Genomic DNA, 26045 nt, shown 5'->3' with positions numbered 1-26045 from the left:
GGTGAGACCATGGTTCATCCACTTAAGGAGGAGGAATTGAAGGAACACGTTACCATTTCGTACAAACCTCAGGCCAAGTATTCCTACACTGCGGGCCAGGCTCTGAGCACTTTCCTCAGGGGGCTGAGGGAGGGGAAGATCCTGGGAAGGAAATGTCCGAGGTGCGGAAGGGTTTACGTACCGCCGAGAATGTACTGCGAGGATTGTTTCTATCCCACTTCGCAATGGGTTGAGGTCAAGGATGAGGGAGTTGTTATGACCGCCGTGGCAAGCTTCATTTCATGGACAAGGGACAGACTAGAGGAGCCAGAAATTGTGGGAACCATTAGACTATTCCCGTCATCTCCCAGGGATTACGTATATCCAGGTCTGTTCCACAGAATATGCTGTTCCTACGAAGACGTGAAGAGCATGACAATTATGGGAAAAACTGTGAGGGCCAGATGGAGACCCGCTGAAAAAAGGACAGGAAGCATTGACGATATAGAGTGCTTTGAGGTGGTGTAAATGTCCTGGGACAAGCGCGGAAGGGAAAACGAGCTAGTTACGTGGAAGGACGTCATGGAAGTTGAAAGATACGTCTATACGGCAGGGCCAGATGGCGAAAAGTTTCTCAGGGGGCTGAGGGAGGGGAAGATCCTGGGAAGGAAATGTCCGAGGTGCGGAAGGGTTTACGTACCGCCGAGAATGTACTGCGAGGATTGTTTCGTCGAGAACGGCGAGTACGTTGAGGTTAAGGAAGCTTACCTGGACAGCTTCACCACAATATACTACGATAACGCGGACAGAAGATTGGACCAACCCATCACGGTGGGGTTAGTTAGGTTCAAGGGAGCTAGCGGTGGACTTCTTGCAATTGTTCAGGGAATTCCAGAAATCGGGAAAAAGGTTGAAATTGTTGAATACGGCATTCCACTCAGGGTAAGAACTTGATATGGAAGCCTGACAAGGAATGGAGGGAAGAGAGCAATATAGGGAAATGGTTAGCTGAAAGGAACCAGTCCCTGGATCAGTTCCAGGAATTCACATGGAAGGAACCTGAAACCTTTTGGCCTTCCTTTCTAGAAAGAGTCGGGGTTAATTTCAGGAGGAAACCCGAGAAGGTTCTGGACCTCTCTCGAGGAAGAGAATGGTCCAAGTGGTTCGTAGGATCTAGGTTAAACGTTACAGATCAGCTGGATGATTCCCCTGAAACTCTGGTCTCTTCCATGAATGAGGAGGGAGAAGTTAAGGAGTTCAGTCGCTCCCAGGTCCTGAGCTGGGCTAAATCCATATCCAGCTGGTTGAGGAGAGCTGGGCTGTCCCCAGGGGATAGGGTGGCCGTGTACATGCCCATGACAGCTGAGATAGTTCCCATTATGCTGGGGATAGCTAGGGCAGGGATGATTATTGTCCCGCTATTCTCAGGGTATGGAGAGGAACCAATTCGAGTTAGGGTGGAGGATAGCGGAGCTAAGGCAATCTTCACTGTAGATAGGTACACAAGAAAGGGGAAACGGGTGGAACCGACTAGGAACCTGGAGAGACTCAATCTCGTAAAGATAGCCCTGAAAACTTCCCTAGAGCTAAAGGATTATCACGACTTAAGGGAGTTAACCAGGGAAGGAGGAGACGGATACGAGGAAACTGAGGCGGAGAGTCCCCTAATGATAATTTACACTTCAGGTACCACCGGGAAACCAAAGGGATGTGTTCACGTTCACGGTGGCTTTCCAGTGAAGGCGTCAGCGGACATGTACTTCCATTTTGACGTGAGGAAAGGAGAGGGTGTTTCCTGGATTTCAGACATGGGATGGATGATGGGACCGTGGTTAGTGTTTGGCTCTCTGATGGTGGGAGCGAGAATGGCTCTCCTCGACGGTTACGCAACCCCCGAAACCCTGGAAAACTTCGTGAACACCTTGAGGGTAAACGTCCTAGGTCTATCAGCCAGCCTAATCAGGAGCTTGAGGTCGTCTAAGCCGTCCATGAAGCTGGATGTGAGGGTCGTGGGGAACACCGGTGAACCCATAGATCCTGAGAGCTGGAACTGGATTGCCCAGGTTACGGAGTCCCCAGTGATTAATTACTCTGGTGGCACGGAGATCTCCGGAGGAATACTGGGGAACTACGTTGTCAAGGAGATGAGGCCCTCCTCCTTTAACGGGCAATCTCCAGGAATAAGGGCTGAGGTCTTCAACGAGAGTGGCGAACCTGCTAATCCGGGCGAGGAGGGGGAGCTGGTGGTGCTGAGCGTTTGGCCCGGAATGACCAGGGGGTTCTGGAAGGATCCAGGCAGGTACATTGAAACCTACTGGTCTAGATGGAAAAACGTTTGGGTTCACGGGGATCTAGCCATAAAGGATGAGGACGGTTACTTCTACATCGTGGGAAGGAGCGACGATACCATAAAGGTCTCAGGGAAAAGGATAGGTCCAGGGGAGATAGAGGCAGTTCTCAATGCCCATCGAGCTATCGTGGAGAGTGCATGTGTTGGTGTCCCTGATCCTACGAAGGGAGAGAAGGTGATATGCCTAGCAGTACCTAAGGAGGTTAGGACTGGACTCGAGGAGGAGTTACTGAAATACCTTGAGGAGAGGTTGGGGAAGGCAATAGCTCCCTCCATCGTGAAACTAGTCCCTGAACTGCCAAAAACCAGGAACGCGAAGATCATGAGGAGGCTCATAAGGAACACGATACTCAACAAAGATCTAGGAGATATATCCTCCCTCGAAAATCCTCAGTCCCTAGAGCTCATAAAAAAGGCGCTGTCTTGATCTCTTGTCACAGGTACAGCGGGTTTATCTTTACCCTGGTGTTTCCGTCGTATACGTAGACGTCTCCTGGGTTCTCGTCCTGGGTCTTCTTGTGGGAGCCATCACAGAAGGGCTTATTGTTCGAGAGACCACACGCACATATCCAGAGGGTCTCCCCACTATTTGTCTTAACTTGGTATGGGAAATTCCTATCATGCCTTACGAGTCTAGCCATTTTATTTCCTAAAGCAGATTTAGATCATAAATTATATAAGAGCGAGGTTACTTCATGTAAATTAGATGGCATCCATTTCACGTGATGAACAAAATAAAACTACATGCCCTATCGTGGAGACAATAAAGATTATAGGGACGGAAGCTAGACTACTGGTTCTGAGATACCTCTTTGATGGTCCAAAGGGATTCAATCAACTCCTGAGGGAAACTGGACTCAGTTCAAAGACCCTTTCCTCTACGCTCAAGTTTATGGAGGAGGCAGGAATAGTCGAGAGAAGAATTGTGGGGACTAGACCCTTCAAGGTGGAATATGCTCTAACCAGTAAGGGTAAAGAACTAGAGAGTATTTTCAAGTTAATGGGGCAATGGGGAGAGAAGTGGGTATTGAATAAAAATTAACTTTTTGTAACTTTTCTTCCCCTGATAATATACCAGGTGCCTAGCCCCTTAGCACCAAGTTTTCCCTCCGCGTCCCTGAACTCTATGTCAACGACTACGGCAGTGTAACCCTTTCTCAGAATCCTAGCATGGCATTGAAAGGGACCCCTATGCATGGGCTCAAGAAAGTTCACCTTCAACTCCTGGGTTACCTGGTCGTCACCGTCATTTACGCTTGCCACCACTATACCACCAGTGAAGTCCATGATGGTCATGATCATTCCACCGTTTAATACCCCGCCCCTTCTAGTTATTTCGTACTTGTACGGCACCTCCACGATTGCTTCTCCATGTCCTAGATGCTTGATCTTGGCCTCCAGCATCCTAAATACTGGGTCGCCCTCCTCCAGGTAAAGCTGAAGTTCATTAAGTGATTGAAACCTCATGCCATGAAATGTTATTATCTTGCTATAAATTCTTTACATTCTCTAGGTGTTTTTAAATAGGACAAGGAAGATTTGAAAAAGCCTGTATTGGCTTAGGCTAGTTTCTTCCTCTAGATTTGAGGACCTGGTAACAAGGATATAGGACCTGGACCTAGAAGTAGTAGCAGGATTGCTCCAGCTAGGAAAAGGATATCTAAGTCATAACCTGGGTTAGTGATGGATGGAAGGGGTTTCTTCATCTTGGTCACGCTCACCACAGTAGTTCCTAGGAAGAATAACACTAAGACAGCATCAACTAGCACGTAAATGGTACCTAGAATCACGAGTAAACCTCCTACTAGCTCTATTATCAAGGATAGGTCCACAAATCCCCCAGGGATTCCGATCTGTTTCATCATCTCCTTGACTTGCTTGTTCATGGATATTTTAGGCAGAGAATGGGGTATCAAGGCTACTCCATAGAGCAGCCTGAAAATCAGGAGACCTATTGAACCAATTAGTTCGCTCATTTACTTCACCTTGTAATCTAACTTTACTTTTTACAGTATATAAACTAGCACGTAAAGTGAAAGAAAGGAGATTACCTAGAGGAGAGTAAATCACTAGAAATTTAAAAAGATGCAATAAATTAAACATAGACTAGGGTTGTCTAGCCTTTCTCCTTGATGCCCTGATTTCCCATCTAGAAAAGGGGTATAGGATGGCTGTACCCAGGGCAAACCAGTAAATCAGTGTGGGGTAACTAATTACCTCGGCGATCACCTGATTTCCCTTGAAGCTAGAGGTAAATGTTTCGGTCCCCCATATGAAGAATGGGTACTGAATAGGGACACCCAAAAGTTGAGGGATAAACTTGAAGAGAACGTAAATCAGGATGGGATCTAGGACGTAAAGCACGGGAAACCAGAACATTGTTGAGTAAACCTTGGGATTACCTCTCATGGATTGAAAGGCGTATCCCACCGCTACGACGAACACGTAGAGCCTAAAAGCAGTGAGAAGGAAAGTCAATACGTCAGAAAGGATCAATCTAGTTCCTAGGAAATATATGAGGACCTGAAATGGCGAGTCCTCTATGGTGACTATTCCGCCGACGCTATAATACCACCAAGGGTAAGGTATGATGGACACTATGGCCACAAGGACGTAGTAAATCGTTGTAAGTTTGAACTGCATTATACGTTCACTTCCTGCGTGAAGTTGAAGGTCCCTATTCCCAGGTAAAGGGTTATATTCTCTTGCCGAGCCTGTGCCAGCTCATAGAACATCTTGGGATTAGTTATCACAAGAGTGAAGTTTCCCTGGCTCATCGGCGGAACATGTATAGGACTTTTCAAGTAAACGTACTGTCCGGTCGCATTGTAAACGTACATGGAAACATTGAATGGGTTACTTAGGGAAAGGGTTATGTTGTGTTCAGTGCTTGAAATGCTCCTGATTTTAACCTGGTTCAGTGAATCCTTCAACTGAAAAACTTGATTTACACTGCTTATGACCATCGCTTTTACATTAAGCAGGACAACGAAGGCTATGAGAAAGGCTATGGCAATGAGGGTCGCAGAGAGCTTTACGGCGTCCATGCTCGAATTACCTTAATAATTTTAAAGTGTGAGAGTTATATAAACTGAATGGATTTTCCCATCAGGGATAGGCTGGTCTGCAAATACCCGACAGGTTGGCCTTCTTGAGGAGAGCTCTTATCCTCCTAAAACCTGCGTAACTATGATTCCTTAACCCTCCTGTCATCTTTGTGGGAATATGCATGAGCTCATGGATTACCACGTAAGCCTTGTCTTCACAGGATAGTCTGTCAAATTTCTCCGATATCACCTCTATCACGTAGAGCTTGTCCGTGTTGAGTACATATCTCCATTGACTTGGAAGAGAAAAGGTTCGCGCATAAGCCCTTGACCTTGAGCCGTAGCTTCGTATGAACTCTACCTTCCCTAGGTCCAGCCCAATGCTCAGGTTTTCATTTAGAAAGAGGGCCATGGACCTTACATCTTCCGCTCTAGTAAACCTCAACTCATCACAAACTCACTGGGTCACTTTTACCTTTAACTATCATTGCACTACGTCAAACAAGTTTCTGAACCTTTCTGCCATTATATTTGAATATTAGCTCATGCGCCTTCTTTATTTTTCTGTCTGAGACGACTATGAGTAAACTCCTGCCCAATTCCCTTTTCAAGGTAATTGCGCTTCTCAGGTCAAGAACGTCCTTTTTCTCCGACAACTTTCTCAGATTTTCCGTCAAGGACGTAACTGATTCTGGGTCCGAGACAGAGAACACGCGTGCGTCGTTAAACTCCACAATGCTCTCATCGTCCATAATGAAAATAACGTCAGCTATCCCAAATACCCTCAGGATCTTGGACACAAACCTGGCAATGGATCTACTGCCAACATTACTGTTTAGGTCAATGGCTATTAACGGCCTTAACATGGGCTTCTACAAGCCTTGTTATTTATATAACTTTTCCAAGTTCAGCATGACATTTAGTCATAAACAGTGTTAACTTTGAGGCAACTTTCCGGTGAGGATGTCATCATTCCAGAACTTGACGAAGAAGACCAAGCTGGTCAGCACCACAGGTATTGAGAGTAGTCCGAAGGTGAGGGATAGGCCAATGAACTCTGAGAGATAACCTACCACTGTAGGTACAGCTATGAAGAGGAAGTTGTTGTATGCTAGGAAATAGGAGTTAACGGCGTTTCTCTCCTCTTTAGATGTTGCCCTCTGAATCATGATAGTTGACATGGGAAATACGGAACCGTGAGGGATGCCAAGCAATGCCATGACCAATAGGAACACGGCATAAGTTGGAGAGAAGAGCGTTCCAGCCAGTGTGAGAACTGTTATAAGGATTGATATAAACATTGGCATCCTCAACGAGTTGAACGGCCTTATGGTCATATATAGCCTTGTTAGAAAGGACATTGTGAAGAAGGGGATATACGTTGAGTAGGCTAAATCGCCTGGAACATGAAATCTATCCACTGCAAGTATGGTGAGGAAGGCAGTTATGGCAGCGAAGGGAACATTGTAGGTGGTTATTGCAAGCACGGAGGACAAGAACCCCTTGTTTCTCAGGGCCCTAGATCCCTTAACTTCTCTCTTGGTATCTGGAAATTTCACGGTCCAAGACAGGGCAAAGGCCAAGGCAGCTATTGGAAGGAAGGCTAGAAACACGTAATTGTATGGGAACTTACTTAAGACGAAGCTCTCATATGCAGGTCCAAGTATCAGGCTTATGCTAAGACTTGTGGAGTAAAGCGCCAATAGTCTTTCCGCAGTTTTTCTGTCATTAACTAAGGATGCCGCAGTGATAAGGTTGGGCATTACCAGACCGAAGGCTAGACCTATCAAAGCGGAAATTATCCAGATTGTGACACTGCTTACAAAGAAGAACAGCGGTAAAAGGAGTAGAACGGTAAGGTTAGACAAAATGAACGCCTTACGTCTGACTGATGAGTTCAAGCTCGGGTTTATGTATGACGTTGCGATGAACGTGGTAGCAAACATCACCGCAGTTATCACACCAACAAGCGTGTTAGAGAAACCTAGAAGATACTTTGACAGAGGACCGACTGTAGTGGTCACCATGTTATTGGTTGACCTCGCAGCTATGGTCATCAAGGAAAGAGTGAGTGCAATATATGCAAAGGATGGTTCTCTCCTCAACTTGATCCGCATCATTATCGGTGTGGCTTAAAAAACTTGACATAAGATTAAACTTTTTAATAGAGATATATGAATAATGTAACAATAGTTGCTATGATAACTGATATTTTTCTAAGATCAATGCGATCGTGTCCTTAAGTCTCTGCTCGACCTGAGAGCTCGTTAGGCCCAGAGATACCCCCGCATGATACCAGCTCTTGCCCTGGAATGTCCTTGAGATTAGCGTGGCCAGGGAAACGTCGTCCACGTCAAATCGTAATTCCTTGAAGTACTTCTCCCCTAGAAGGTGAACAGCCTCCGCGACAGAGTTATAGGGTAGAAGTCCCTCCAGGTAGGCTCTGAGTTTCTTCACATATAGATCTGAGATTGTAACGTTGGAAGCGGGAGGTGTGAGTTTGAGTAGAATGGCTAGTATCCTTGGATCTAAATTGAAGTATACCTGATGGGATGTCCTGAGCAATTTGTCCTTAAGCAGTAGGGAAACGCGACTGCTCATTTCCTTAGCCGCGGACGAGAACGGCTTCACAACAATAACCGAGTATCCCCCTAGACTTTCGTTCTTCTTCGTGGAGACATGAACTGGTATGTAACCGTTCTTTGCCCAAAACTTGATAACGTTATAGCTAGCGAGAAAGGATGATCCAATCCAATCAATACCCTCCCCCTCACCTTTAATTTCAATTTCCCTGAGGAGCTTAGATCCTATCCCTCTCCCCTGAAGTGCGGGAGCGACTGCTATACGCATCACTCTCCAGCCACGTAACTCACCAAATTCAAACAGCCTCCAGTACTTTACGAGCCTATGGGGAATCAGATGCCCCAGGTTTTCTTCTCCCTGGGCTATGGATTTTATTGCCTCCTGAGAAAGTCCTCCCTCCTCTACAACCTGAGCAACACCAGCATTGTTTTCAGCCACAAATAATCTCTGAAACGCCATGTCCCCCAACATCATGAGATCGTCAGGAGTGTTCCTGTAATGGGCAGTTACCAAGATTCCGTAGACTGAAGCCAACCTCTCCTCATCCTCGAAGAGGGACCTCACGTCGACCTCTGCTACCTTGTTCAGATCTTCTCCCTCGGTGGCATCTGCGTTCAACAGGAAAGCATCATTTAGAAATCTCTCCACCGGATCTCCCTTCCCATATCTCACGGGGAAATCCAGTTTCAGCCTCTGAACATCGTGCTCCCCGTCATAGCTATCGAATATTTTCAGGAATATTTTTCCTGATCCCTCATATCCGTGAACTGTGGTGACCAGGGCAACCTTATTCCATCGCCTCAGGACGTAATCAGCGAACTCCTTACCGAGAGCAGCTGCCTCGTCCACAACGAGTATATCCCCATGCTGATCCCTAGCTAGCTCAGGGGGAAGCCATCTTATTCTACTCTCTCCAATCTCCAGAGAGAGGATTTTGCCATCCCTAGAGATAACTTTCCTGAACCTCTTGTGAAGGGCCTTTAGGGACATCTCTGAAAATCTCATTATCTCAGCACCTGACCAGTAGGTCGGGGAAGTAACTACAATGGAGAGGGGATACTTGCTCTGGGAAATAAGCAGAGGCAGGGCGAGCCCCACTGAGGCGCTCTTACCCCTCCCGCGTGGAGCCGTTACAACCAAGAGCTTCTTCCCTTCCTCGAGGAGGAAATCTATCTCGTCAAGTACCTTAACCTGGTCATCCGTTTTACAGAGTTTGGCAAGCTCAGGGTATTTTCCCTTCCTAGATCTCTTAGGCTTGCTTACCTCCGAGCTCGAGTAGGGCCTTACGATTAGTTCCCCATCATTCCAGTATAGTATACCCCTGTGGGAAAGTAGTTTATGCCTGAACCTTTCCTCGAATAAATTGTTAACCTTACCGTCTCTCGTTAACGTGTCCCTGTACAGTTTCCCCTCCTCCAATCTGTTTGTGTAAAGGATTATGAGCCCTCCTCCCCTAACGGTCTCTACGGCCCTAGCCGCATATGACGGCCTAAAATCATCTACCGCATCTATTATGGAAAGGTCGAACGTGCTTCCCAGATACCTCTCGGAGGAGGAATAATCAATGTCAGTCACGGTTGTTAGAACTGACCTTATCCAGTTTAGCCTCTCCTTACTTCCCTGCGCCCATGGATGGAAGTAATATCCAGTGGACGGATTCCTCTCCACCTTCAGATACTCATGGATGAACTCAAGGAGGGGTTCTCGATAGTCCCCCTCTATCACCACAAGGTTCCTATAGTTGCCTGACACTGCGTCCCTAAATATCTCCTGAATGTCATAATTTGACTTCATAAAGTGGGCTCTCTCCTTTAAGACAATTGAGCAGATTTTTCACGGCTATCTCAGCCATCTTCTCCCTTGTCTCCCTCGTGGCACTCCCTAGGTGAGGAGTTAATACCACGTTGGGAAACTTAACCAGTGGGTTGTCCGGTGAAATTGGTTCCCTTTCAAATACGTCTAGGGCAGCCCCCGCAATTCTCCCCTCCGACAATACCCTGACCAGATCCTCTTCCTTGACCACTGGTCCCCTGGACGCATTAACAAGGAAAGCCGTCCTCTTCATCTTCATTAACTTTGAGTAATCCAGCATGTGATATGTTTCCTGGTTCAGATCCACCGTGACCACTAGAAAGTCGGATTCTGTGAGAAGCGTGTCCAAATCCACAAACTTCGCATCCACATCGTGAGGTTTCCTGCTGTAATATATCACATTCATGTCGAATCCCTTGGCCCTCCTCAGGACAGCCCTGCCTATTCTTCCCATTCCAAGGATTCCCAGGGTGCTATGACTCACTTCCTTACCAAGCATGAATTCCGGATACCATGGAAGGTTCCATTTACCATCTCTTATCAATCTATCCCCTTCCACTATCCTCCTGGCTACCGCTAATAGAAGGCCAAATATGAGGTCTGCGGTAGCGTCAGTCAGAACGTCTGGCGTGTTTGTTACCCTAATCCCCTTACTGAGGGCGTATTTCACGTCAATGTGATCGAAACCCACGCTATAGGTACTAATCACCTTCAGGTTTACTCCAGCGTCTATCACTTCCCTATCTACCCTCTCGGTTAGGGTGACCAACAACCCATCCTTATCCTTTACTCTGGAAAGTATCCAAGACCTAGGTGGAGGATCTCTTCCCTCCCAGATGTCCACTTCAGTCTCTCTTTTAAGAAGGTCGAGCCAAGGTCCTGGGATCCTTCTAGTTACCAGTACCTTATACATAGGAGAAATGAGAAGTGGCACATTTTAACCACAACTGATGTGGGCTTACGTCTCTGGAGTAATTCAACTAGTTGAATAACTGGATGTGTCCATCAAGAAATGCAATTTCAGTCCCATACATCCTTACTTGATTCTTAAAGAGGTGCCGTGACACAAGAAATTTATTAAGTTTTGTTTGAACCATTTTTTCGAAATGAAACCGTACCTACACGCAACACTTGCCTCCACAATCGCATGGGCAGGAAATATTTATGACCTGCTAATTATTACTTACGTTTATCAATATATTGAAAGCACATTTCACATAGGCTATGTAATGGTTTCCCTACTCTTTTCCTTTGGACTATTGGGGAGGGTGGTTGGAGGTACACTCTTTGGAAGGTTTTCGGACAAGTACGGAAGGAAACCTGTCCTGATATTCACTACGTTGGGGTATTCGTTGTCTCATGGGATTATGGCCTTTTCCCCAAACGTGATAGTACTTTTCCTGGCGAGACTGTTTGAGGGAGTATTCATGGGAGGAGAGTGGACTGCTGGAACAGTAATAGCCTATGAGAGTGCCCCCGTATCAGTCAGGGGAATACTTACAGGGATAGTCCAGTCTGGGTATGGAATGGGTTACGCGCTCACAGGGGCAATGTACATCTACTTTTCACCTCTCATTTCGGAGGATTGGAGAATCTTTCTAGCCACTGGAACGTTTCCCCTCCTTCTGGTACCTTACATGAAACTGAAGGTTCCAGAATCCAAACCCACAAGGGTATCCAAGGTAAAAGTTGAGTACAGGGATTACCTAAACCTCATCCTTAAGTCTACCTTGGCAATGTCAGGGATGTTTGTAGCCTACTTCTCTGTTTTCGGAAATTATCCAACCTTTGCGGAAAAATTAATTGGAATCTCTCCCTCTACTTTAGGGTTAACACTACTGATCTCCAACGTAGGACTTGCAATATCCTTTATCGTGTTTGGTCGCCTTGCAGACAGGATAAACGTAAGGAAACTAATCCTTTCTGCCCTGGTTACGCTCACAGTATCCCTCTTCTTTACCGTTCCTGGATTCATCAACCTAGGCCCTCTTGCCTCAATCATCTCTACGATGGTTTATGCCTCATCGTGCGGATTCTGGCCCCTGATACCGCTTCTCCTTGCCCACTCCGTTCCCGTGGAGGTTAGGGGGCTCTTGTCGGGAATGTCCTATAACATAGGCGGGCTTGTGGGAGGCATTGCGGAAGTCATCACGGGGATAGCAATGCAATACATGGGTATCTTGGGAATGGCCAAGATAATCGACATCATTAATCTGGTTGCTCTCATCACGGTGTTTATTTCAGTCATTACATGGCCAAGGGCAGCCATCCATACTTCGAGCCATAATGTATAAAGTAGATTTATAACCAAGTTATATAACAAAAGTTTATGGAACCTTTAGATAAAGTAGATAAGGCTGTATGGACCTCAACCCATAGTCTACTCTTTGCTTCTCTGGCCTTAGGCTTCTTCATGTGGGGAACAATTAGTACCATAGCTCCCCTTCTATACCCCTCTATAAACAACGTGTTCTTTATCATAGCACCCATAGTCGCAACCCTAGCTGGGAACTTGATCTTCCCTTTCATCTCTGACAAGATGTACGGAAGGAAAAGGACCTTTATTGTTACAATGTCTATGTACGGTAGTGGAGCGCTCATTATAGCTATTGTGTCCCTGGTTTCACAATTCACTAAGATTCCTCTCACTAGTCCCGCTCTACTTTACACCCTAACCTTTGGAATAGTCCTAGGAGTACTTGGGGTGGAAGGGGAAGTTCCAGTTATGTTGTCGTATGCGGCTGAGATGATGCCCATCGTGAGGAGGGACCAGGTTCTAGTTCTTGCCCCAAACTTTGACAATATAGGGGCCATGGTAGCCTCAGCAATTGTTCTTGTATCGGCCTCGTCAAGTGCTCCAACTCTAGAGTTGCTCTCCCTGTCCCTCACCGCACTAGTAGGTTTAGGTTTTCTCATAGCGGTGAGACTTAGATTACCCGAGTCCGTTAGATGGCTATACGTGAAGGGGTTTAGGGAGAGAGTAGAGGCCGAACTTTCCAAGTTGGGGAACAGGATACAAGAGGTCAAAGAGAACCGGAACGTAAGCAAGTTGAGCCTGCTCTCTAGATACTGGTTCTTGGTTGCGATTGCCATATCGCAATACCTGACCTACGGCCTCATGGCCTTCTACATAGGAGATTTCTATTTCCCGAGTCTGGAGAATTTCATTGTGTTTATTGCTAACGTAGGAGCTAGCGTAGCTGGGGTAATTGCGGGCTTCGCAGTTAACAGGGTAAAGAGCAGGAAATTCTCACTTTTCTCGTTCCTGGGAGGGACAGTCACGATCCTGGGAATACTTCTCACAATCAACTCTGTCTCCAGTAACATGGGCCTATTTTACGGCCTCCTTCTCCTTAACATGGCCTTTAGTGAGTTCGGCTGGGCTGTGAGAACCATTTACGAACCCCTAATCCTTCCAAGCAGTAATAGGGCCTTCATGATAGGGCTCGTTAGAGTCTTTCCCATCACTCTGAGCTCCCTCTCTGTGTACTTTACGAGTTTTATTAACTCCCCGTTCCTTTACGTGCTATATAATACCGCCCTATGGGCCCTAGGAGCCATTGCGACCATTACCTGGTACTTCAAGGGCTACGACGTAAACATGACTCCCATAGAAGTATCGTCCCAAAGCGTTGTGAAAGAGGGTTAAAGTGACAATTTTTTAATTACCATGATAAAAAGCTCATATACTATGAAGTTGATATATTATAATCATGAAAATTGTTTTAGCCTATGATGGGTCAGACTACGCGAGGAAGGCGTTACTGTTTGCCCTGAAACTGATGAGGGATATTGATGAACTTCACATGGTCACCGTTGTGAAGGAAATTCCGAGAAGTCCTGAACAGGTAACAATTGAGAATGACAAGAAAGCTGAGGAAGCCCTTAACGCCGTGAAGAAGGAGATTGAGGGCTACAAGGTGGTCACCAAGGTCCTGGAATCCGCAGATGTCCCCTCCGCGATCATAGATTACTGCAACAAGATTGAATGTGACCTCATTGTGACGGGGAGCAGGGGGTTGACCGGGATCAAGAAGATAGTGTTGGGAAGTGTGTCCAGTGAGTTGGTAAGTAGATCAAATATCCCGGTCCTCGTGGTAAAATGAGATATATCTTTTTTAGTCTATAATCCGATATTCAGGTATGTATTCGATTGAGACAGAAAATCTTACAAAAAAATATGGAGATTTTGTAGCTGTTGATCACGTCTCATTCAAGGTGGAGAAAGGGGAGATATTTGGTCTTTTGGGTCCGAACGGGGCAGGGAAAACTACCACCATCAAGATGCTCACAGGTTTAACTCCACCTACGGAGGGGGAGGCAATAATCGCGGGGTATAGTATAAGGAAAAATCCAATAGAGGTAAAGTCGAGGATAGGATGGATCTCTTCGGAAGTCATCCTGGATGACGACTTAACTGCTTGGGAGAACCTAGAAATTCAGGCCAGGCTCACAGGAGTCAAGAACTGGAAGGAAAGGGCAACCTCTCTTCTTAAGTACTTTGGAATCCTCGAGTTCGCCAATCGTAGGACTGGAAAGTTCTCCACTGGAATGAGGAAGAAACTAGAGGTTTCCATGGCCCTACTCAATTCCCCAGAAGTGATCTTCATGGATGAACCCACAATTGGGCTAGATGTGAACACCAGGGCTACCATGTGGAATCTGATAAGGGAAATAAACAGGGATTACCAGGTGACAATACTCTTGACTACCCATTACATGGAGGAGGCAGATTCCTTGTGTTCAAGGATAGGGATCATTAACAAGGGGAAAATCATCGCACTGGGAACTCCAGAGGAATTGAAGGCCAGATATGGAGGGGATATAATAGAAATCGAGCTTAAGAACGGGGCAAACGTCAACGTGGGGCTCGAGAATGCGGTAGTTAGTAATGGCAAGGTCAGGATAAAGGTGAACAATGCGGAGACCATGCTAATGGACGTCATAAGGGCGATAGGAAGCGATAACATCAAGGGCATTAAGATAAACAAGTCTAGCCTCGACACGGTTTTCATAAATCTCACGGGAGGAACAATTGAGGAGCAGGACTTTGACGCCAGGAAGTTCTACGCCATGATAAGGAGGGCGAGAAGATGATAGACAGACTTTATGCGCTCTATATGAGGGAGGCAAAGAGGATATTCCGAAGCGTGTATATGTGGATAATGCTAATCTCACAGCCCATAATGTGGCTAGTGTTCTTCGGTAGCAGTTTCTCTGGTGTACCTTCTCAAGTCCTAATAAGCTTCTTTCACACTACCAACTACATAGCCTTCATTCTACCCGGTGAGTTATCCATATCCATGCTTTTCGTGGGGATGTTCAGCTCCATGAGCCTTATCCAAGACAAGAGGTTCGGTTACTTGAAGAGAGTCCTCATTACCCCGACACCGAAATACGACGTCTTTCTAGCTAAGACGCTAGGTGGAATGACAAGGGGATTATTGCAGGTTCCAATTCTACTGGTAGCCAGTTACTTCCTAGGAGTAAGGTTAAATCTTACTCCACTTTCGCTCGGAGTCCTGTTCCTATCTCTAGCTTTCGTTGGATTGGGTTTCTCCTCACTCTATTCCATGTTCACCCTAAAGACTGCTGACTGGCAAGCACCCGGAGTTATATCAAACCTGATAAATCTACCTCTCATGTTCTCTAGTACAGCTCTCTTTCCAAAGGCCTTCTTCCCTGGATGGTTAAGGGCAATAAGCGACGTTAACCCTCTCACTTATGCTGCTGAACTTAACAGAGGAATGTTGCTTTATAATGACCCATCGTGGAATTACCTGGGATACCTTGCCGTGTTTGCTCTTGTAATGGTTCTCTTGGGAAGCATATTAACAAATAAGTATCTAAATGCAGAATAAAAATGGTTAACTAGGAATTTTCTTCTTCAGTCTTTCCATGTACTCCTCGATTGTAATTACCTGGTTGTTCTCGTCAACGACGAGGGAGCCTGGCCTACCCTTTCTTCCCATTAAAAAGTACCAGGCTCCGATTACTAGGAGTATGGCCACGAGAGTGTAAATAGTGAATAGGTCAGGTGAGGAAAGGGACTCTCCAACTCCCCACACGTTCAGGGCAGTAGCTATCAAGGGAATGAACAAGGTGTTCCAGGATAGTTGACCTATCCTGTAGTAGAATACTGGAACCCCAAAGCCGTCCACAATCCTGCCAGTAAGCCAGAATATTCCCGTTATCACGCTCACTACAGCGAAGGCATTGGATATGCCTAAGCCTAGAACCGAAACCACTACGACCAAAGTAGAGAGGCCTCCTATCATCATAGTCGCAACTAGTGGCTCACCATTCTTCGCTGTCTTCGCTAACAACATTGGTGCTGATTTCTCCCTAGCTAAGTTAAACAGAATTCTGGCCGATCCTAGGGTAGTGCCAATGTTAGAGGCAAGTAGACTATTCGCAGCTAGTACTAACGCTATTATCATGGGTATCTTGCCGTACTGAAACATCTCGTAAATGAGAGGCTGAGGAGAATTGGCTAGAGCCGAGAGGGAGCCGTTCCACAAGGCCACTAGGGCATATGTCCCCAGAAACATGGCAATACCGCCTATAACAAGGGATAACCACATGCCCTGTGTTATGGTCTTGAAAGGCTTCTTGGCTTCCTCACCAAGGTAGGAAGCTGCCCCAGCTCCTGATATGCTAACCATGGAGAGCACAAACGCCTGAGCGATGTTACTTCCGCTCACTCCATCTGGTGTGAAATACTCCGGATGAAATGGCTTAGATAAGGAGAGAATGAAAAGGGCCAGTAGAAGAACAACCTCAGCAGAGGCACTGATTGTAACCACGTAGCCCAGTAGTTTCTTAATGTCCGTGAGTGAGATTAAAGTTGGGTAAGCTAAACCGAGGCCTATCGCGAGAACTTCAACCCACCAGGGAGGGGAGATCCCGATTACCTGAAGGCCTATACTCACGAGGAGATATAAGGTAATAGCGTTCACTGCATTTAATAGAGAATAAGCGAATACCTCCGTCAACGCCTCAAAGAATGACACTGTCTTATTCCTCCAAGCGCTATAACCAAAGGTATAATAGCCTCCAGGAGAGGCGACCCTCCTCGTATAACTCGTGAGAGTGTATATCCATAAGGCACTTCCAAGTAAAGCGAGTAGTGTCGTGAATACCACTGAATGACCTGCGTATAGTATGGCTGCAGTAGACGTAGAAACCACGCTTCCCAATGGGGCTGTGACTGCCATAGCTTGGCCATAAGCTTCCTTAAGAGAAATAACGCCTCGGCTTAACTTCATGATCTCCCTTTAAGCTTTTCGATCCTAAAAGTTTAAAAAATTACCCTGGAAAAATCCCTCGTTTTCATGAAAGCTTAAAGGATAAAGCCCTTAAAAACTTAGTAGTTGGCTTAAAGGTAAAATAAAAAAGTATCAGACTAGGCTAGGGATATCTCTATAATATTTAGACTTTAGAGGCCGATGACTATATTAAGATGTTGCCTGTGCGGTTTCAGCTAACTCAGATAACGTTTTGATAACAGCATCAAACCTAGCTTTCATCTCAGGTGGAAAGGGTTTTTTAGGTTGAATAGTTTTTAACTGATTTAATGCTTCTTTTAGAGAAGTTTTAAGTTTATTCAAATCCCCCGAATAGTAGGAGATTTTTATAGATTTGGTAGAATTCTTGAGTTTCTCATAGTCTTCTTGAGTTAAATTACCCTCTCTCACCAGATAGGTCTCAGCATCCGTCACGACCAACGGAAGTTGAAGGTCAATGAGTTTCCAGACCTTCGACATAAAGGGATCCATTTGGACCGACTTATCTCAACTCGTTTGAGGTAATAAATTACTTCGATCCTGGAACTCGGCAAATGGGTTCCAAGCGGTTAACTATACAGCCTTGAAGATTTTAATAGCTCTCCTAAAACTTATTGCTTGTTGATAAAAGTAAATGTACTAGGGGTCAAAGAAGGAGTAGGGAAGACAAGCGTAGCCTTACATCTGTCTAGGGAACTGGCTAAATTGGGCAAGACTCTGATAGTGGATAAAACCCCTACCTGTGGCCTTGGGAGGAAGATGTGGATAAATGGGGAGATGCTATGCGAAGGTAACCTTTGCATTCTTAAGCTCTTCAGGAAACCTTTTAGAATAGATTCAAATGATCTAGAGATAGCCTGTAGAAAGTTGCAGGAGGTTTACTCTCAGAGCTGGGATTACGTAGTGATAGATAATTTCTCTTGTGCGGTTCCGCATAATCCCATTATAAAAGTGGATGCGGATTCACTTCCTCTCTTTGTTACTGATCCCCTCAACCTTGGGGTAACGCTAGAATATAGCGAGAAGTTTTATAGCAAGTTCGGACTCGTGATTAACCAGGTACCTGAGGAATACTCAGTATCTAAAGATGTAGAAAAACTTTTTCAAATAGTTGTGAGTATTCCTTTTGTTGAGGAGAATAGCTTTGGGAAGTACCTTCAGTCCGTCGTAATGAGTATAGTAGAGAGGAGAAATAGCTTCATCTAGCTTCATCGTCTATGGAGGTCCTCATCAACTCAGACTTACGTCCTCCAGGGGAGTGAGAGTTTCAGGAACCATATCCACACGAGTTATGCACTGCCATCCTCGATGATCCTCAACTTATTGAGATCACAATGAATGAGATTGCGTAGTTTCTCTGCTTTCACATCCGGGCACATTATACACGAGTATAGACCTGCATCTATGAGGCCATACTTCATGACTCTCCACTACACCCGCTGAACATAAGCATTCAAACTGTTAACTCCGATTTCATCAAATTATTTTACCAGGTGAAATCGTAGTCTATATCATGTTATACACGTTAGGAATTGTTGCATCAATTTTAGCTGGTATGACTGTGATATTAGGTGGTATAGTTGAGGGCTACGGTTATGGCCTGTCCTTGGGTACCAAATGGCCTTACACCAGAGACATCCATCAGGTGGCTATGAAGGGAGATCCTGAGGCTCTTCACAGAATCAGTGCCACAATTGTGGGACTGATCTCCCTAGCGTTCCTAATTATGTCACCATCTTTTATTACCATTATAGGATTTGTTGCGGTAGTGTTTACGGCTCTCTTGGGAATGGCAACATTGTACGTGCTAGCAGGGAAATTACCCTCCATATTTCAAGGACTTCACGATATCGCTGCATATACCACCTTTGTTACTTACCTTCTCATCTTCCTAGAGGGTTTAGGTTATCATGTAAACGTTATTCAATTCCTTGAACAGGCAATAATACCACCGCACTTCCTGTATTTCGTCATCTTTATGGGAGGAGTGGTTACAGGACTAAGAAGAATGTCTAGGCCCATTGGTCAAGTAAGGAAGCCTCAGGGGAAAATTCAGTGGGCCTGGGCTATTCACGGTTTACTTGCGGTAATATTCCTGTTTGCAGTTATTTACCTTCATTACTGGTTAACCCTAGCCTTCACTGTCCTAGAAATAGGCGCTGGCCTTTGGGTGTATAGGTCAATCAACAAAAACCCAGAGAAACCTGGTATGTCTATCGGGTTCCACCAGCTATTCTCTCTATTGACGGTCGTGGCGATAATTCTCAACTCCCTAGCCATAGTTGCCTGATCAGTTGAGATGCATCATATCACAATTCATCGTGTTGTGAACTCATCACCTAAATCCTGTAACGAAACTGCAATTTCTCCTTCCTCATCTAAGTTATAATATCTTTTTGCTAAGATGCTCACAGCCTCATGTATTGCCTCCGTGGAATTCGTTCTCCCTTTTCCAATAACAACATTTAGATATGACCAAGGCATTCCCTGAAGAACCTTAGCCAGGAGAACCTTCTCTAGGTTATCATCTAGCTTCCAGTCCCTCTTTCCGTCCCAGAAGTACTTCATTACGAGAACGTGAATGGCGTCAGCAGAGGACTCGTAGGGACTGGTACCCTGTAGAAATGCTACAAGCTTTGCTAGATAAACCTTACTTACACTAACGTCCAAGTGAGCTTTACTGCCCTGAAGAAGTAGCATGGCCATGTCAGGTGTCATGTTAAAGTAGACGTCATGTATGGTGTTCAGCAACTTCTCCTTGAATACGTGGGAGGCTATGCCCACGATCCTTTTGGATACATTAGATATTGGATAGATCACGACCACGGGAAAGTCCCCAAACTTTTCATTCCTCTTGGGGGAGACGTGAACCGGGATGAAGCCATTCCTTATCCAGAACCTTAAAACCTTGGGGTCTCCCATGAAGGAGGAGCCAACCCAGTCCACCCCCTGTAACTTAGCGTCTTCAAGTATCATTTGAAGAAGCTGGCTTCCAAAACCCTTATCCTGAAGCTCAGGGACCGTGGCTATCCTCACTATTCTCCAGCCTGAAAGCTTCCCAAACTCCTTAATTCTAACATGCTTCAATAGTCTATCTGGAATAAGATCACCATCAAAGGTACCTCCCTTGAGGGCAAGATCTATCATTGAATCCGAAAGGCTCCCCTCCTCGGAGATTTGGGAGACTGAGATGAACCCATCCTCAGCCCTAATTGCCTTCAGAATGTGATGTGGCCCATCCCCCATTATCATTAGGTCGTCGGGGTTGTTCCGATAGTGTGCTGAGACCAGTATGCCGTAGGCCTGCGACAATTGTACGTCGTCGTGAAAGAGTGTCTCCTTGTCTAACGTTACGAATTCAACCGATTCCAAGCTCTTAGGTTTAGCGGGCTCAGGGTTGAGTAGTAGGGCATCATAGAGCCATTTCTCCACTGGGTCGCCTTCTGCGTAACGAAGTGGTTTACTCATTGTTAGCCAACGTGTCCAGGCTTTCTTCTCCTCTAGAATGTTCTTAAGATATCTCAGGAAGGCCTTTCCTGATCCCTCATAGCCATATACCGTGGAGACAAAGACTACCTTTCTCCATCTGTTAACATACTGGGCTAGAAGATTTATCCCAATTGCAGCTGCCTCATCCACAACCAGGAAAGTGCCGTCTTCACCCACAGCCGTCTCGGGTGAGACATAAACAACTGAGAAATTATCCCCTCTAATGGCCCTCACTATTCCTATATCAGACATCTCTGCCTCATTGGGGACCTGAAGCGTATCTAGTCCCCTCTTGGCGAACTCCATGATCTGCGAAGCTGAGGCGAGGGACGGAGCTGTTATCACTACCCTAGTTCTCTCCCTATTGGAATCAGCTATCAAGGCCGCTATGCCTAGCCCAGTGACAGCGCTTTTTCCCCTCCCTCTGGGCGCAGTTATCACGAGGATCCTTTTACCTCCCCTGTACAGGATCCTGAACTCCTCTAGAACCTTGTCCTGTTCATCGGTGAGGCAGAGATCGTGAAGTTCCTTAGGGAAATACATGCTCTTGAGACGCTTTTTCTCGGTTGTGGGCTTGACCTCTCCCTTGAAGGGCCTAGCCTCATAACTAGAATCTATTCTAAACATGCCTTCATGTTCATTGAGTTTCCTCCTGAACCTCTGCTCATAGTAATCGTGGACTATTCCCTTCCTCGCTATGGAATTTCGAAATATTTTATTTTGCGTTAGATTATCAGTGTACATTACCACCAGACCGCCTCCGCTGGTAAGATCGGTAAGCCTGCCCACATAGTTTGGCTGGAAGTTATCCACCAGGTCAAGGACTACAAGGTCATATGTCCTTCCTAGGTAGTACTCAGAACTGGAGTAATCTATGTCATCTACCTGCCCCAGGAGGTCCTTCAACGCTGAAAGCCTTTCCTTGGAACCAGTAGCCCAAGGATGAAAGGCATAGGCCCTTCTACTACCCCCTTGAGTTTCGTTGAACAGGGAAAGAACGCGCCTCAGGTCCTCTAGGTAATCTGTCTTCTCTATGTATACCAAGTTCCTATAGAACCGCTTCCTTGAATCTATCAACGCCTCCCTCAGTGCTGAAAAGAACTCCTCACTATCCATGGTGTCACAATCCGTACTTCTTCTTTAAAGCTTCTTCCACGTCGATCCCAGTCAGGTTGGCTATTGAAATAGCCCAGGCTATAACGTCCGCCAACTCCTCCTCTATGGATCCCCTCTTGCCCTGTAGAAGGGCCTCGGCCAGCTCTCCTACTTCCTCAGTGAACCAGGTGAATGTGCCAAAAATTCCCCTTTCCTTGTCCTTCTCAAAATACATCTCCCTTAACCGATTTTGCAATTCCCTAACTTCCAATCCTCATCTCACTCCTTATCAGTCGTATATCCTCGTCACTCAGGGGTATGGAGAATCTTTTCCTTATATCTCCTTCCACGTTCACGAAAAGTATACTAACGGTCTTGGTGGAGGATATGCTCTCTAGGAAGTTCCTGTCAATGAAGTACTCCACATATAGTGGATTGTCTTCCCTGTCCATAATTACATGTCTTAGTAACACGTTACCACCCTCTCGGTCCACTTCGAGTTGCACGGGGACATTATCTGATCCAGGTAGATCCTCCGTAAGACATACAACCTCGCTGTCCCTATACGGAACACAGCTATCCCTCTCTACCTTTTCAAGAAAGTCCTTGGAAACTCGCAAGGATCATCTAAGCTTTATTTCTTAGCACGTTATTAAGGAAATATGCCAACAGCCGCTGGTAGGAGAGTCGTAGCCTCCCAGAATTACGTCGCGAGCTACGTGGGAGCAAAGATACTTGAACAGGGTGGAAATGCGTTTGATGCTGCAATAGCTGTGAGCGCTACACTTTCCGTTGTGATACCCCATACGAGCGGGTTAGGAGGGGATGGCTTACTTCTAGCTAAGACCCCTGAAGGTATAATTGCCATAAACTCCACTGGATGGGCACCCAAGAATATTGGAGAGGACAAGATAGATCCTAGGAGTCCCAGGTCAATTGTTATCCCAGGTTTAGTGGAACTCTGGCATGCCATGGAGGATTACACTACAATGAGCTTAGATAGACTCCTTGAACCAGCAATAAAACTGGCAGTTAACGGATTTCACGTAGGGAGAGGGCTCCATCACGCCATAGTCAATTCAGAAAAGCTAAGCCAGGATTGGCAATCCCTTTACGGAGGGAAGAGATTCGGGGATAGGATAAGGGTCAGAGGAGTTGGAGAAGTACTGAGGAGTGTTGCGAGGGACCCCAGGTCTTTTTATGAGGGGGAAGTGGCAGAGAAACTTGTAGAGGGACTTAGAAAGAGAGGGGTGCCCGTTGAACTTGACGATTTTCGGGAGTTTAGGGCCGAAAGAGTAGAGTTGCTAAAGACCAATTACAAGGGATATACCGTTTACGAGTTTCCGCCCAATACTCAAGGGATCACTACGCTACAGATCCTCAGGATGGTGGAGATGACCGGGATAAACAAATTGCCCTATAATGACGTTAAGAGAGTAAACGAACATGTTAGGATCTCGGCCCTAGCCTACGAGGATAGGGACCAGTACGTTGCTGACCCTAGATTTCATCCATTGCCAGCCTTTCTCCTTGATAACAACTACCTGACTCAAAGACTGATGGAAGTGGGGATGGAGGCAAAGGTTAACCAAGATGGGGACACTACCTTTTTCACCGTAGCTGATGAGGAGAACAAAGTAGGTTTCATACAGAGCTTGTTCCAACCCTTCGGATCGGGGATTGTGGTTAACGACATAGTCTTCAATAATCGCGGAGACAATTTCACCGAAGGAAGGAACAAACCTGAGGGAAGAAAGCGTCCGCTTCATACTCTCTCAATACTCTACGCTGAGGGAAGAGACGACGAACTTATCATTGGTTGTGCGGGTGGAGATTTAAGGCCACAGATCCATTCGGAAGTCCTAGAGTATTATGTTGACTACATGATGGAAATAGATGAAGCCGTCAATGCACCGCGTTTTATGTTCACTGGTAACAAGGTCGTTGCAGAGAGCAGACTGGGTACTCCTTCCACTAAACTGGAACCATTTTCCCCACAGGTAGGGATAGTTCAGGCACTTAAAACGAAGAGGGACTTACACATAGCCGTGGCGGATCCTAGGAGCGAGGGAGTCTCCCTACCAGTTTAACTAACCCCACCTCAGGAAAGCGGTTTTCGAGCATTTTTGTAAAGACATATCTTGAAAACCTTTTTTATCCCTTGTTTGTATCATTTACTTTGATACAGATGAACTTGGTCTCAATCAAGCTAAAGCTGGGAATGATTCTCCTGAGTCTAGCAGTTTTCGTAGCCGGTTTCGCCCTAGTCTATGGGGTGCTAGGTTATCTATATGGATCCTTCACTCCCTACATCATTGTGGGTGCATTAATTCTAGTTGGTATATTTAACATAATTCAATGGCTTGTGGGTCCATACCTGATAAATGCCATGTATAGGGCCAGAGAGGTTACCCCAACTGATCCGCAATATGGATGGTTAGTCAACCTTGTGGACGAGGTAGCACTTTACAACAAGATTGGCACTCCCAAGGTGTACATAGCTGACGTACCGTTCCCCAACGCCTTCGCCTATGGAAGCCCAATAGCTGGAAAGAGGGTTGCCATAACTCTTCCACTGTTGAAGGTTCTAACTCCAGATGAGATAAAGGCGGTACTGGGCCATGAACTTGGTCACCTAAAACACAGGGATGTGGAGCTTCTGCTTGCCATAGGACTCATACCAGCTATCATGTATTGGATTGGTTACTCGCTAATGTGGAGCGGTTTCCTCGGAGGTGGAGGACAGAGGAACGGAGGATCCCTTTATGCCTGGGCAGTGGGAATAGGTCTTCTAGTTGTTAGCTTCATCTTCCAGTTCTTCATTTTGGCCATAAACAGGATGAGAGAGGCATATGCAGACTTCAACTCAGCCAAGACAATACCTGGAGGAACAGATGACTTGGAAAGGGCCTTGGCCAAGATAACCCTAGCCGTAGATCCAAGAGCAGTGCAGAGGTACAGGAACAAGAACAACGTGATGAAAATGCTGTTCTTCACTTCAACACAACCACAGGAAGTGTATAGGGACGTGGATGAACTCATTAACTACTGGAAGACGGAGAGAGTTCCATGGTATGCTGATTTCTTCAGCGATCACCCTCATCCAGCGAAAAGGATTCAGATGTTGGAGAAACTGAAATATCAATGATTTCTTTTTCATTTCGTCTCTGTAGTCAGAAGATTTTTAGCCTTATCTCGAATTAGTCCCTATGAAAGCTCTTATCCTTGGCATTGATGGGTACATTGGGTGGGCCTTGGCCCTGAGGCTAGTGGCCAAAGGGCATGAGGTTGCAGGGATTGACAACCTTTCCACGAGGAGATTTTCGGCCGAAGTGGGATCAGACTCCGCATTTCCATTGCCGTCCCCAAAGGAAAGGGTAGAAGCGGTGAAGAGGAAACTGGGCGCTGACATTAAGTTCATTGTAGGAGACGCAAAGGATAAGGCATTACTGGAGGAGACCATTAGGGATTTCAAACCTGATGTGATAGTTCATTTTGCCGAGCAAAGATCGGCTCCCTACTCAATGAAGGACTACGAACATGCATGGTACACTCTCGAAAATAACCTGAAGTCCACCCTTAGCCTATTGTACGCAGTAAGCGAGATAGATCCTTCAATTCACATACTCAAGATGGGTACCATGGGTGAGTATGGTACCCCAAACTTCGACATACCTGAATCGGCATTCGTCAAAGCCATTATCCAAGGGAAAGAGGATACAATCCCAACCCCGAAGTGGGGTGGCTCATACTATCACTGGAGCAAGATCTTCGACACATTTCTTATCCTGTTTAAGGGAAAGCTCTCCAATCTCACCGTAACTGACATAATGCAGGGACCCGTTTATGGAACAAGGACGGAAGAGATAACAGACGAGGAGCTACGCACTAGGTTTGACTTCGACGAAACGTGGGGGACAGTGATAAACAGGTACTGTGTGGAGGCAGTACTGGGTTTACCCTTAACACCTTACGGTAAAGGGAAACAGACTAGGGGTTTCATTTCCCTTGAAGATAGTGTAGAGGCCTTAAGATTGCTCATAGAAAATCCACCCAAGGATGGCGAGTATAGGGTCGTGAATCAGTTCGCTGAGGTTTACAATGTGAGACAACTTGCCGAGATTGTAAAGAACGCTGCGGAGGAATTGGGGCTGAAGACTGATATAACACACGTGAAGAACCCTCGAGTTGAGGCCGAGGAACACTACTACAACCCTGAGGTAAAAGTTCTACCCTCACTTGGATTCAAACCTAAAAGGAACATTAGAGATGAGACCAAGGTTATGATAAAGGATCTCCTCCCATATAAGGAGAGACTGGAAAGCTTCAAGCATGTTATAATGCCAAAGACGGTGTGGAAGTAAAACTAACTGCATACTTTCCCTATAACGCGAGGACGTCATG

29 protein-coding genes are annotated in these 26045 nt (G+C 46.0%); 14 read left to right on the top strand and 15 right to left on the bottom strand.

The features are described 5' to 3' along the window. Nucleotides 1-9: 9 nt before the first annotated feature. From MSED_RS01395 to MSED_RS01385, 3 genes are read left to right on the top strand one after another with little or no spacing between them, the layout of a single operon-like run. Entirely contained in the window at nt 10-507 is a 498-nt protein-coding gene (locus MSED_RS01395) for a Zn-ribbon domain-containing OB-fold protein (RefSeq protein WP_011921414.1), read from the top strand. Beyond that, nucleotides 508-933: a Zn-ribbon domain-containing OB-fold protein gene (locus MSED_RS01390; RefSeq protein ID WP_011921413.1), complete on the top strand. Its 426-nt coding sequence runs from the start codon at nt 508-510 to the stop codon at nt 931-933. Further along, a complete protein-coding gene (locus MSED_RS01385; protein ID WP_011921412.1) occupies nt 930-2756 on the top strand; it encodes an AMP-binding protein in 1827 nt (608 codons plus the stop codon). The genes MSED_RS01390 and MSED_RS01385 overlap by 4 nt, the downstream gene beginning before the upstream one ends. 7 nt (nt 2757-2763) lie before the next feature. Here the strand turns inward: MSED_RS01385 and MSED_RS01380 are convergent, their stop codons facing one another. Next, complete coding sequence (locus MSED_RS01380) at nt 2764-2970, bottom strand: CDGSH iron-sulfur domain-containing protein (RefSeq protein ID WP_011921411.1); 207 nt, start codon at nt 2968-2970, stop codon at nt 2764-2766. Between the two features lie 65 nt (nt 2971-3035). Here MSED_RS01380 and MSED_RS01375 point away from each other — a divergent pair, with 65 nt between their 5' ends. Further along, nucleotides 3036-3371, top strand: a complete 336-nt coding sequence (locus MSED_RS01375) for a winged helix-turn-helix transcriptional regulator (protein ID WP_011921410.1) — start codon at nt 3036-3038, stop codon at nt 3369-3371. Here MSED_RS01375 and MSED_RS01370 read toward each other — a convergent pair. The 9 genes from MSED_RS01370 to MSED_RS01330 all read right to left on the bottom strand — a co-directional run bounded on the left by MSED_RS01370 (nt 3368) and on the right by MSED_RS01330 (nt 10684). Further along, nucleotides 3368-3796 (bottom strand): PaaI family thioesterase, encoded by a 429-nt coding sequence (locus MSED_RS01370; protein WP_011921409.1) that lies wholly within the window; start codon nt 3794-3796, stop codon nt 3368-3370. The two genes, MSED_RS01375 and MSED_RS01370, sit on opposite strands and share 4 nt — an antisense overlap. A gap of 110 nt (nt 3797-3906) precedes the next feature. Continuing rightward, complete coding sequence (locus MSED_RS01365) at nt 3907-4305, bottom strand: DoxX family protein (protein ID WP_011921408.1); 399 nt, start codon at nt 4303-4305, stop codon at nt 3907-3909. Nucleotides 4306-4435: 130 nt separating this feature from the next. After that, on the bottom strand, nt 4436-4972 hold the full coding sequence (locus MSED_RS01360) for a hypothetical protein (protein ID WP_011921407.1): 537 nt from the start codon (nt 4970-4972) through the stop codon (nt 4436-4438). Further along, nucleotides 4972-5376, bottom strand: a complete 405-nt coding sequence (locus MSED_RS01355; RefSeq protein WP_011921406.1) for a hypothetical protein — start codon at nt 5374-5376, stop codon at nt 4972-4974. Before MSED_RS01355 ends, MSED_RS01360 begins: the two co-directional genes overlap by 1 nt. A gap of 61 nt (nt 5377-5437) precedes the next feature. After that, on the bottom strand, nt 5438-5821 hold the full coding sequence (locus tag MSED_RS01350; RefSeq protein ID WP_011921405.1) for a putative metallopeptidase: 384 nt from the start codon (nt 5819-5821) through the stop codon (nt 5438-5440). Between the two features lie 52 nt (nt 5822-5873). Next, nucleotides 5874-6242, bottom strand: a complete 369-nt coding sequence (locus MSED_RS01345; protein ID WP_011921404.1) for a hypothetical protein — start codon at nt 6240-6242, stop codon at nt 5874-5876. 69 nt (nt 6243-6311) lie between these two features. Continuing rightward, nucleotides 6312-7496 (bottom strand): MFS transporter, encoded by a 1185-nt coding sequence (locus tag MSED_RS01340; protein WP_011921403.1) that lies wholly within the window; start codon nt 7494-7496, stop codon nt 6312-6314. A 76-nt stretch (nt 7497-7572) separates the two neighbouring features. After that, on the bottom strand, nt 7573-9753 hold the full coding sequence (locus MSED_RS01335; RefSeq protein WP_011921402.1) for a tRNA(Met) cytidine acetyltransferase TmcA: 2181 nt from the start codon (nt 9751-9753) through the stop codon (nt 7573-7575). Continuing rightward, nucleotides 9737-10684 carry a 2-hydroxyacid dehydrogenase gene (locus tag MSED_RS01330; protein ID WP_011921401.1) on the bottom strand — a complete coding sequence of 316 codons (948 nt, stop codon included), beginning with the start codon at nt 10682-10684 and terminating at the stop codon, nt 9737-9739. The genes MSED_RS01335 and MSED_RS01330 overlap by 17 nt, the downstream gene beginning before the upstream one ends. Nucleotides 10685-10877: 193 nt before the next feature. On the opposite strand from MSED_RS01330, the gene MSED_RS01325 reads away from it, so the two are divergent. The 5 genes from MSED_RS01325 to MSED_RS01305 all read left to right on the top strand — a co-directional run bounded on the left by MSED_RS01325 (nt 10878) and on the right by MSED_RS01305 (nt 15632). Continuing rightward, nucleotides 10878-12065 carry an MFS transporter gene (locus MSED_RS01325; protein ID WP_011921400.1) on the top strand — a complete coding sequence of 396 codons (1188 nt, stop codon included), beginning with the start codon at nt 10878-10880 and terminating at the stop codon, nt 12063-12065. Between the two features lie 35 nt (nt 12066-12100). Then, nucleotides 12101-13420 carry an MFS transporter gene (locus MSED_RS01320; protein WP_011921399.1) on the top strand — a complete coding sequence of 440 codons (1320 nt, stop codon included), beginning with the start codon at nt 12101-12103 and terminating at the stop codon, nt 13418-13420. Between the two features lie 64 nt (nt 13421-13484). Beyond that, on the top strand, nt 13485-13877 hold the full coding sequence (locus MSED_RS01315) for a universal stress protein (protein WP_011921398.1): 393 nt from the start codon (nt 13485-13487) through the stop codon (nt 13875-13877). Between the two features lie 37 nt (nt 13878-13914). Continuing rightward, nucleotides 13915-14868 carry a daunorubicin resistance protein DrrA family ABC transporter ATP-binding protein gene (locus MSED_RS01310; RefSeq protein WP_011921397.1) on the top strand — a complete coding sequence of 318 codons (954 nt, stop codon included), beginning with the start codon at nt 13915-13917 and terminating at the stop codon, nt 14866-14868. After that, nucleotides 14865-15632 (top strand): ABC transporter permease, encoded by a 768-nt coding sequence (locus tag MSED_RS01305; RefSeq protein WP_011921396.1) that lies wholly within the window; start codon nt 14865-14867, stop codon nt 15630-15632. Before MSED_RS01310 ends, MSED_RS01305 begins: the two co-directional genes overlap by 4 nt. Before the next feature lie 6 nt (nt 15633-15638). On the opposite strand, the gene MSED_RS01300 is transcribed toward MSED_RS01305, so the two are convergent. Together MSED_RS01300 and MSED_RS01295 are read right to left on the bottom strand one after the other, a co-directional pair. Beyond that, nucleotides 15639-17039 carry an APC family permease gene (locus tag MSED_RS01300; protein ID WP_011921395.1) on the bottom strand — a complete coding sequence of 467 codons (1401 nt, stop codon included), beginning with the start codon at nt 17037-17039 and terminating at the stop codon, nt 15639-15641. A gap of 189 nt (nt 17040-17228) precedes the next feature. Then, nucleotides 17229-17549, bottom strand: a complete 321-nt coding sequence (locus tag MSED_RS01295) for a hypothetical protein (RefSeq protein ID WP_011921394.1) — start codon at nt 17547-17549, stop codon at nt 17229-17231. 129 nt (nt 17550-17678) lie between these two features. On the opposite strand from MSED_RS01295, the gene MSED_RS01290 reads away from it, so the two are divergent. Both MSED_RS01290 and MSED_RS01285 read left to right on the top strand, forming a co-directional pair. Beyond that, nucleotides 17679-18263 (top strand): ParA family protein, encoded by a 585-nt coding sequence (locus MSED_RS01290; protein WP_144418805.1) that lies wholly within the window; start codon nt 17679-17681, stop codon nt 18261-18263. 307 nt (nt 18264-18570) lie between these two features. Then, nucleotides 18571-19347, top strand: a complete 777-nt coding sequence (locus MSED_RS01285; protein ID WP_011921392.1) for a hypothetical protein — start codon at nt 18571-18573, stop codon at nt 19345-19347. Nucleotides 19348-19373: 26 nt separating this feature from the next. Here MSED_RS01285 and MSED_RS01280 read toward each other — a convergent pair whose 3' ends face one another. Genes MSED_RS01280 through MSED_RS01270 form a run of 3 tightly spaced genes read right to left on the bottom strand, consistent with a single transcriptional unit; the run spans nt 19374 to nt 22261 of the window. Next, on the bottom strand, nt 19374-21662 hold the full coding sequence (locus MSED_RS01280; protein ID WP_011921391.1) for a tRNA(Met) cytidine acetyltransferase TmcA: 2289 nt from the start codon (nt 21660-21662) through the stop codon (nt 19374-19376). Between the two features lie 4 nt (nt 21663-21666). After that, nucleotides 21667-21912, bottom strand: a complete 246-nt coding sequence (locus MSED_RS01275) for a MazG nucleotide pyrophosphohydrolase domain-containing protein (protein ID WP_011921390.1) — start codon at nt 21910-21912, stop codon at nt 21667-21669. Continuing rightward, the gene (locus tag MSED_RS01270) at nt 21902-22261 is read right to left on the bottom strand and encodes a hypothetical protein (RefSeq protein WP_011921389.1); all 360 of its coding nucleotides are present in this window, start codon (nt 22259-22261) and stop codon (nt 21902-21904) included. The genes MSED_RS01275 and MSED_RS01270 overlap by 11 nt, the downstream gene beginning before the upstream one ends. A 42-nt stretch (nt 22262-22303) precedes the next feature. Here MSED_RS01270 and MSED_RS01265 point away from each other — a divergent pair, with 42 nt between their 5' ends. The 3 genes from MSED_RS01265 (at nt 22304) to agl3 (ending at nt 26005) form a co-directional block, all read left to right on the top strand. Further along, nucleotides 22304-23731, top strand: a complete 1428-nt coding sequence (locus tag MSED_RS01265; RefSeq protein ID WP_011921388.1) for a gamma-glutamyltransferase family protein — start codon at nt 22304-22306, stop codon at nt 23729-23731. A gap of 98 nt (nt 23732-23829) precedes the next feature. After that, nucleotides 23830-24789 (top strand): zinc metalloprotease HtpX, encoded by a 960-nt coding sequence (gene htpX, locus MSED_RS01260; RefSeq protein WP_011921387.1) that lies wholly within the window; start codon nt 23830-23832, stop codon nt 24787-24789. 61 nt (nt 24790-24850) lie between these two features. Further along, on the top strand, nt 24851-26005 hold the full coding sequence (gene agl3 / locus MSED_RS01255) for a UDP-sulfoquinovose synthase (protein ID WP_011921386.1): 1155 nt from the start codon (nt 24851-24853) through the stop codon (nt 26003-26005). The last annotated feature ends 40 nt before the right edge of the window (nt 26006-26045 follow it).

The sequence above is a fragment of the Metallosphaera sedula DSM 5348 genome (assembly GCF_000016605.1).
In the GTDB taxonomy this organism is placed as follows: Archaea; Thermoproteota; Thermoprotei_A; order Sulfolobales; family Sulfolobaceae; genus Metallosphaera; species Metallosphaera sedula.
This window is presented reverse-complemented; position numbering and strand designations above follow the sequence as displayed.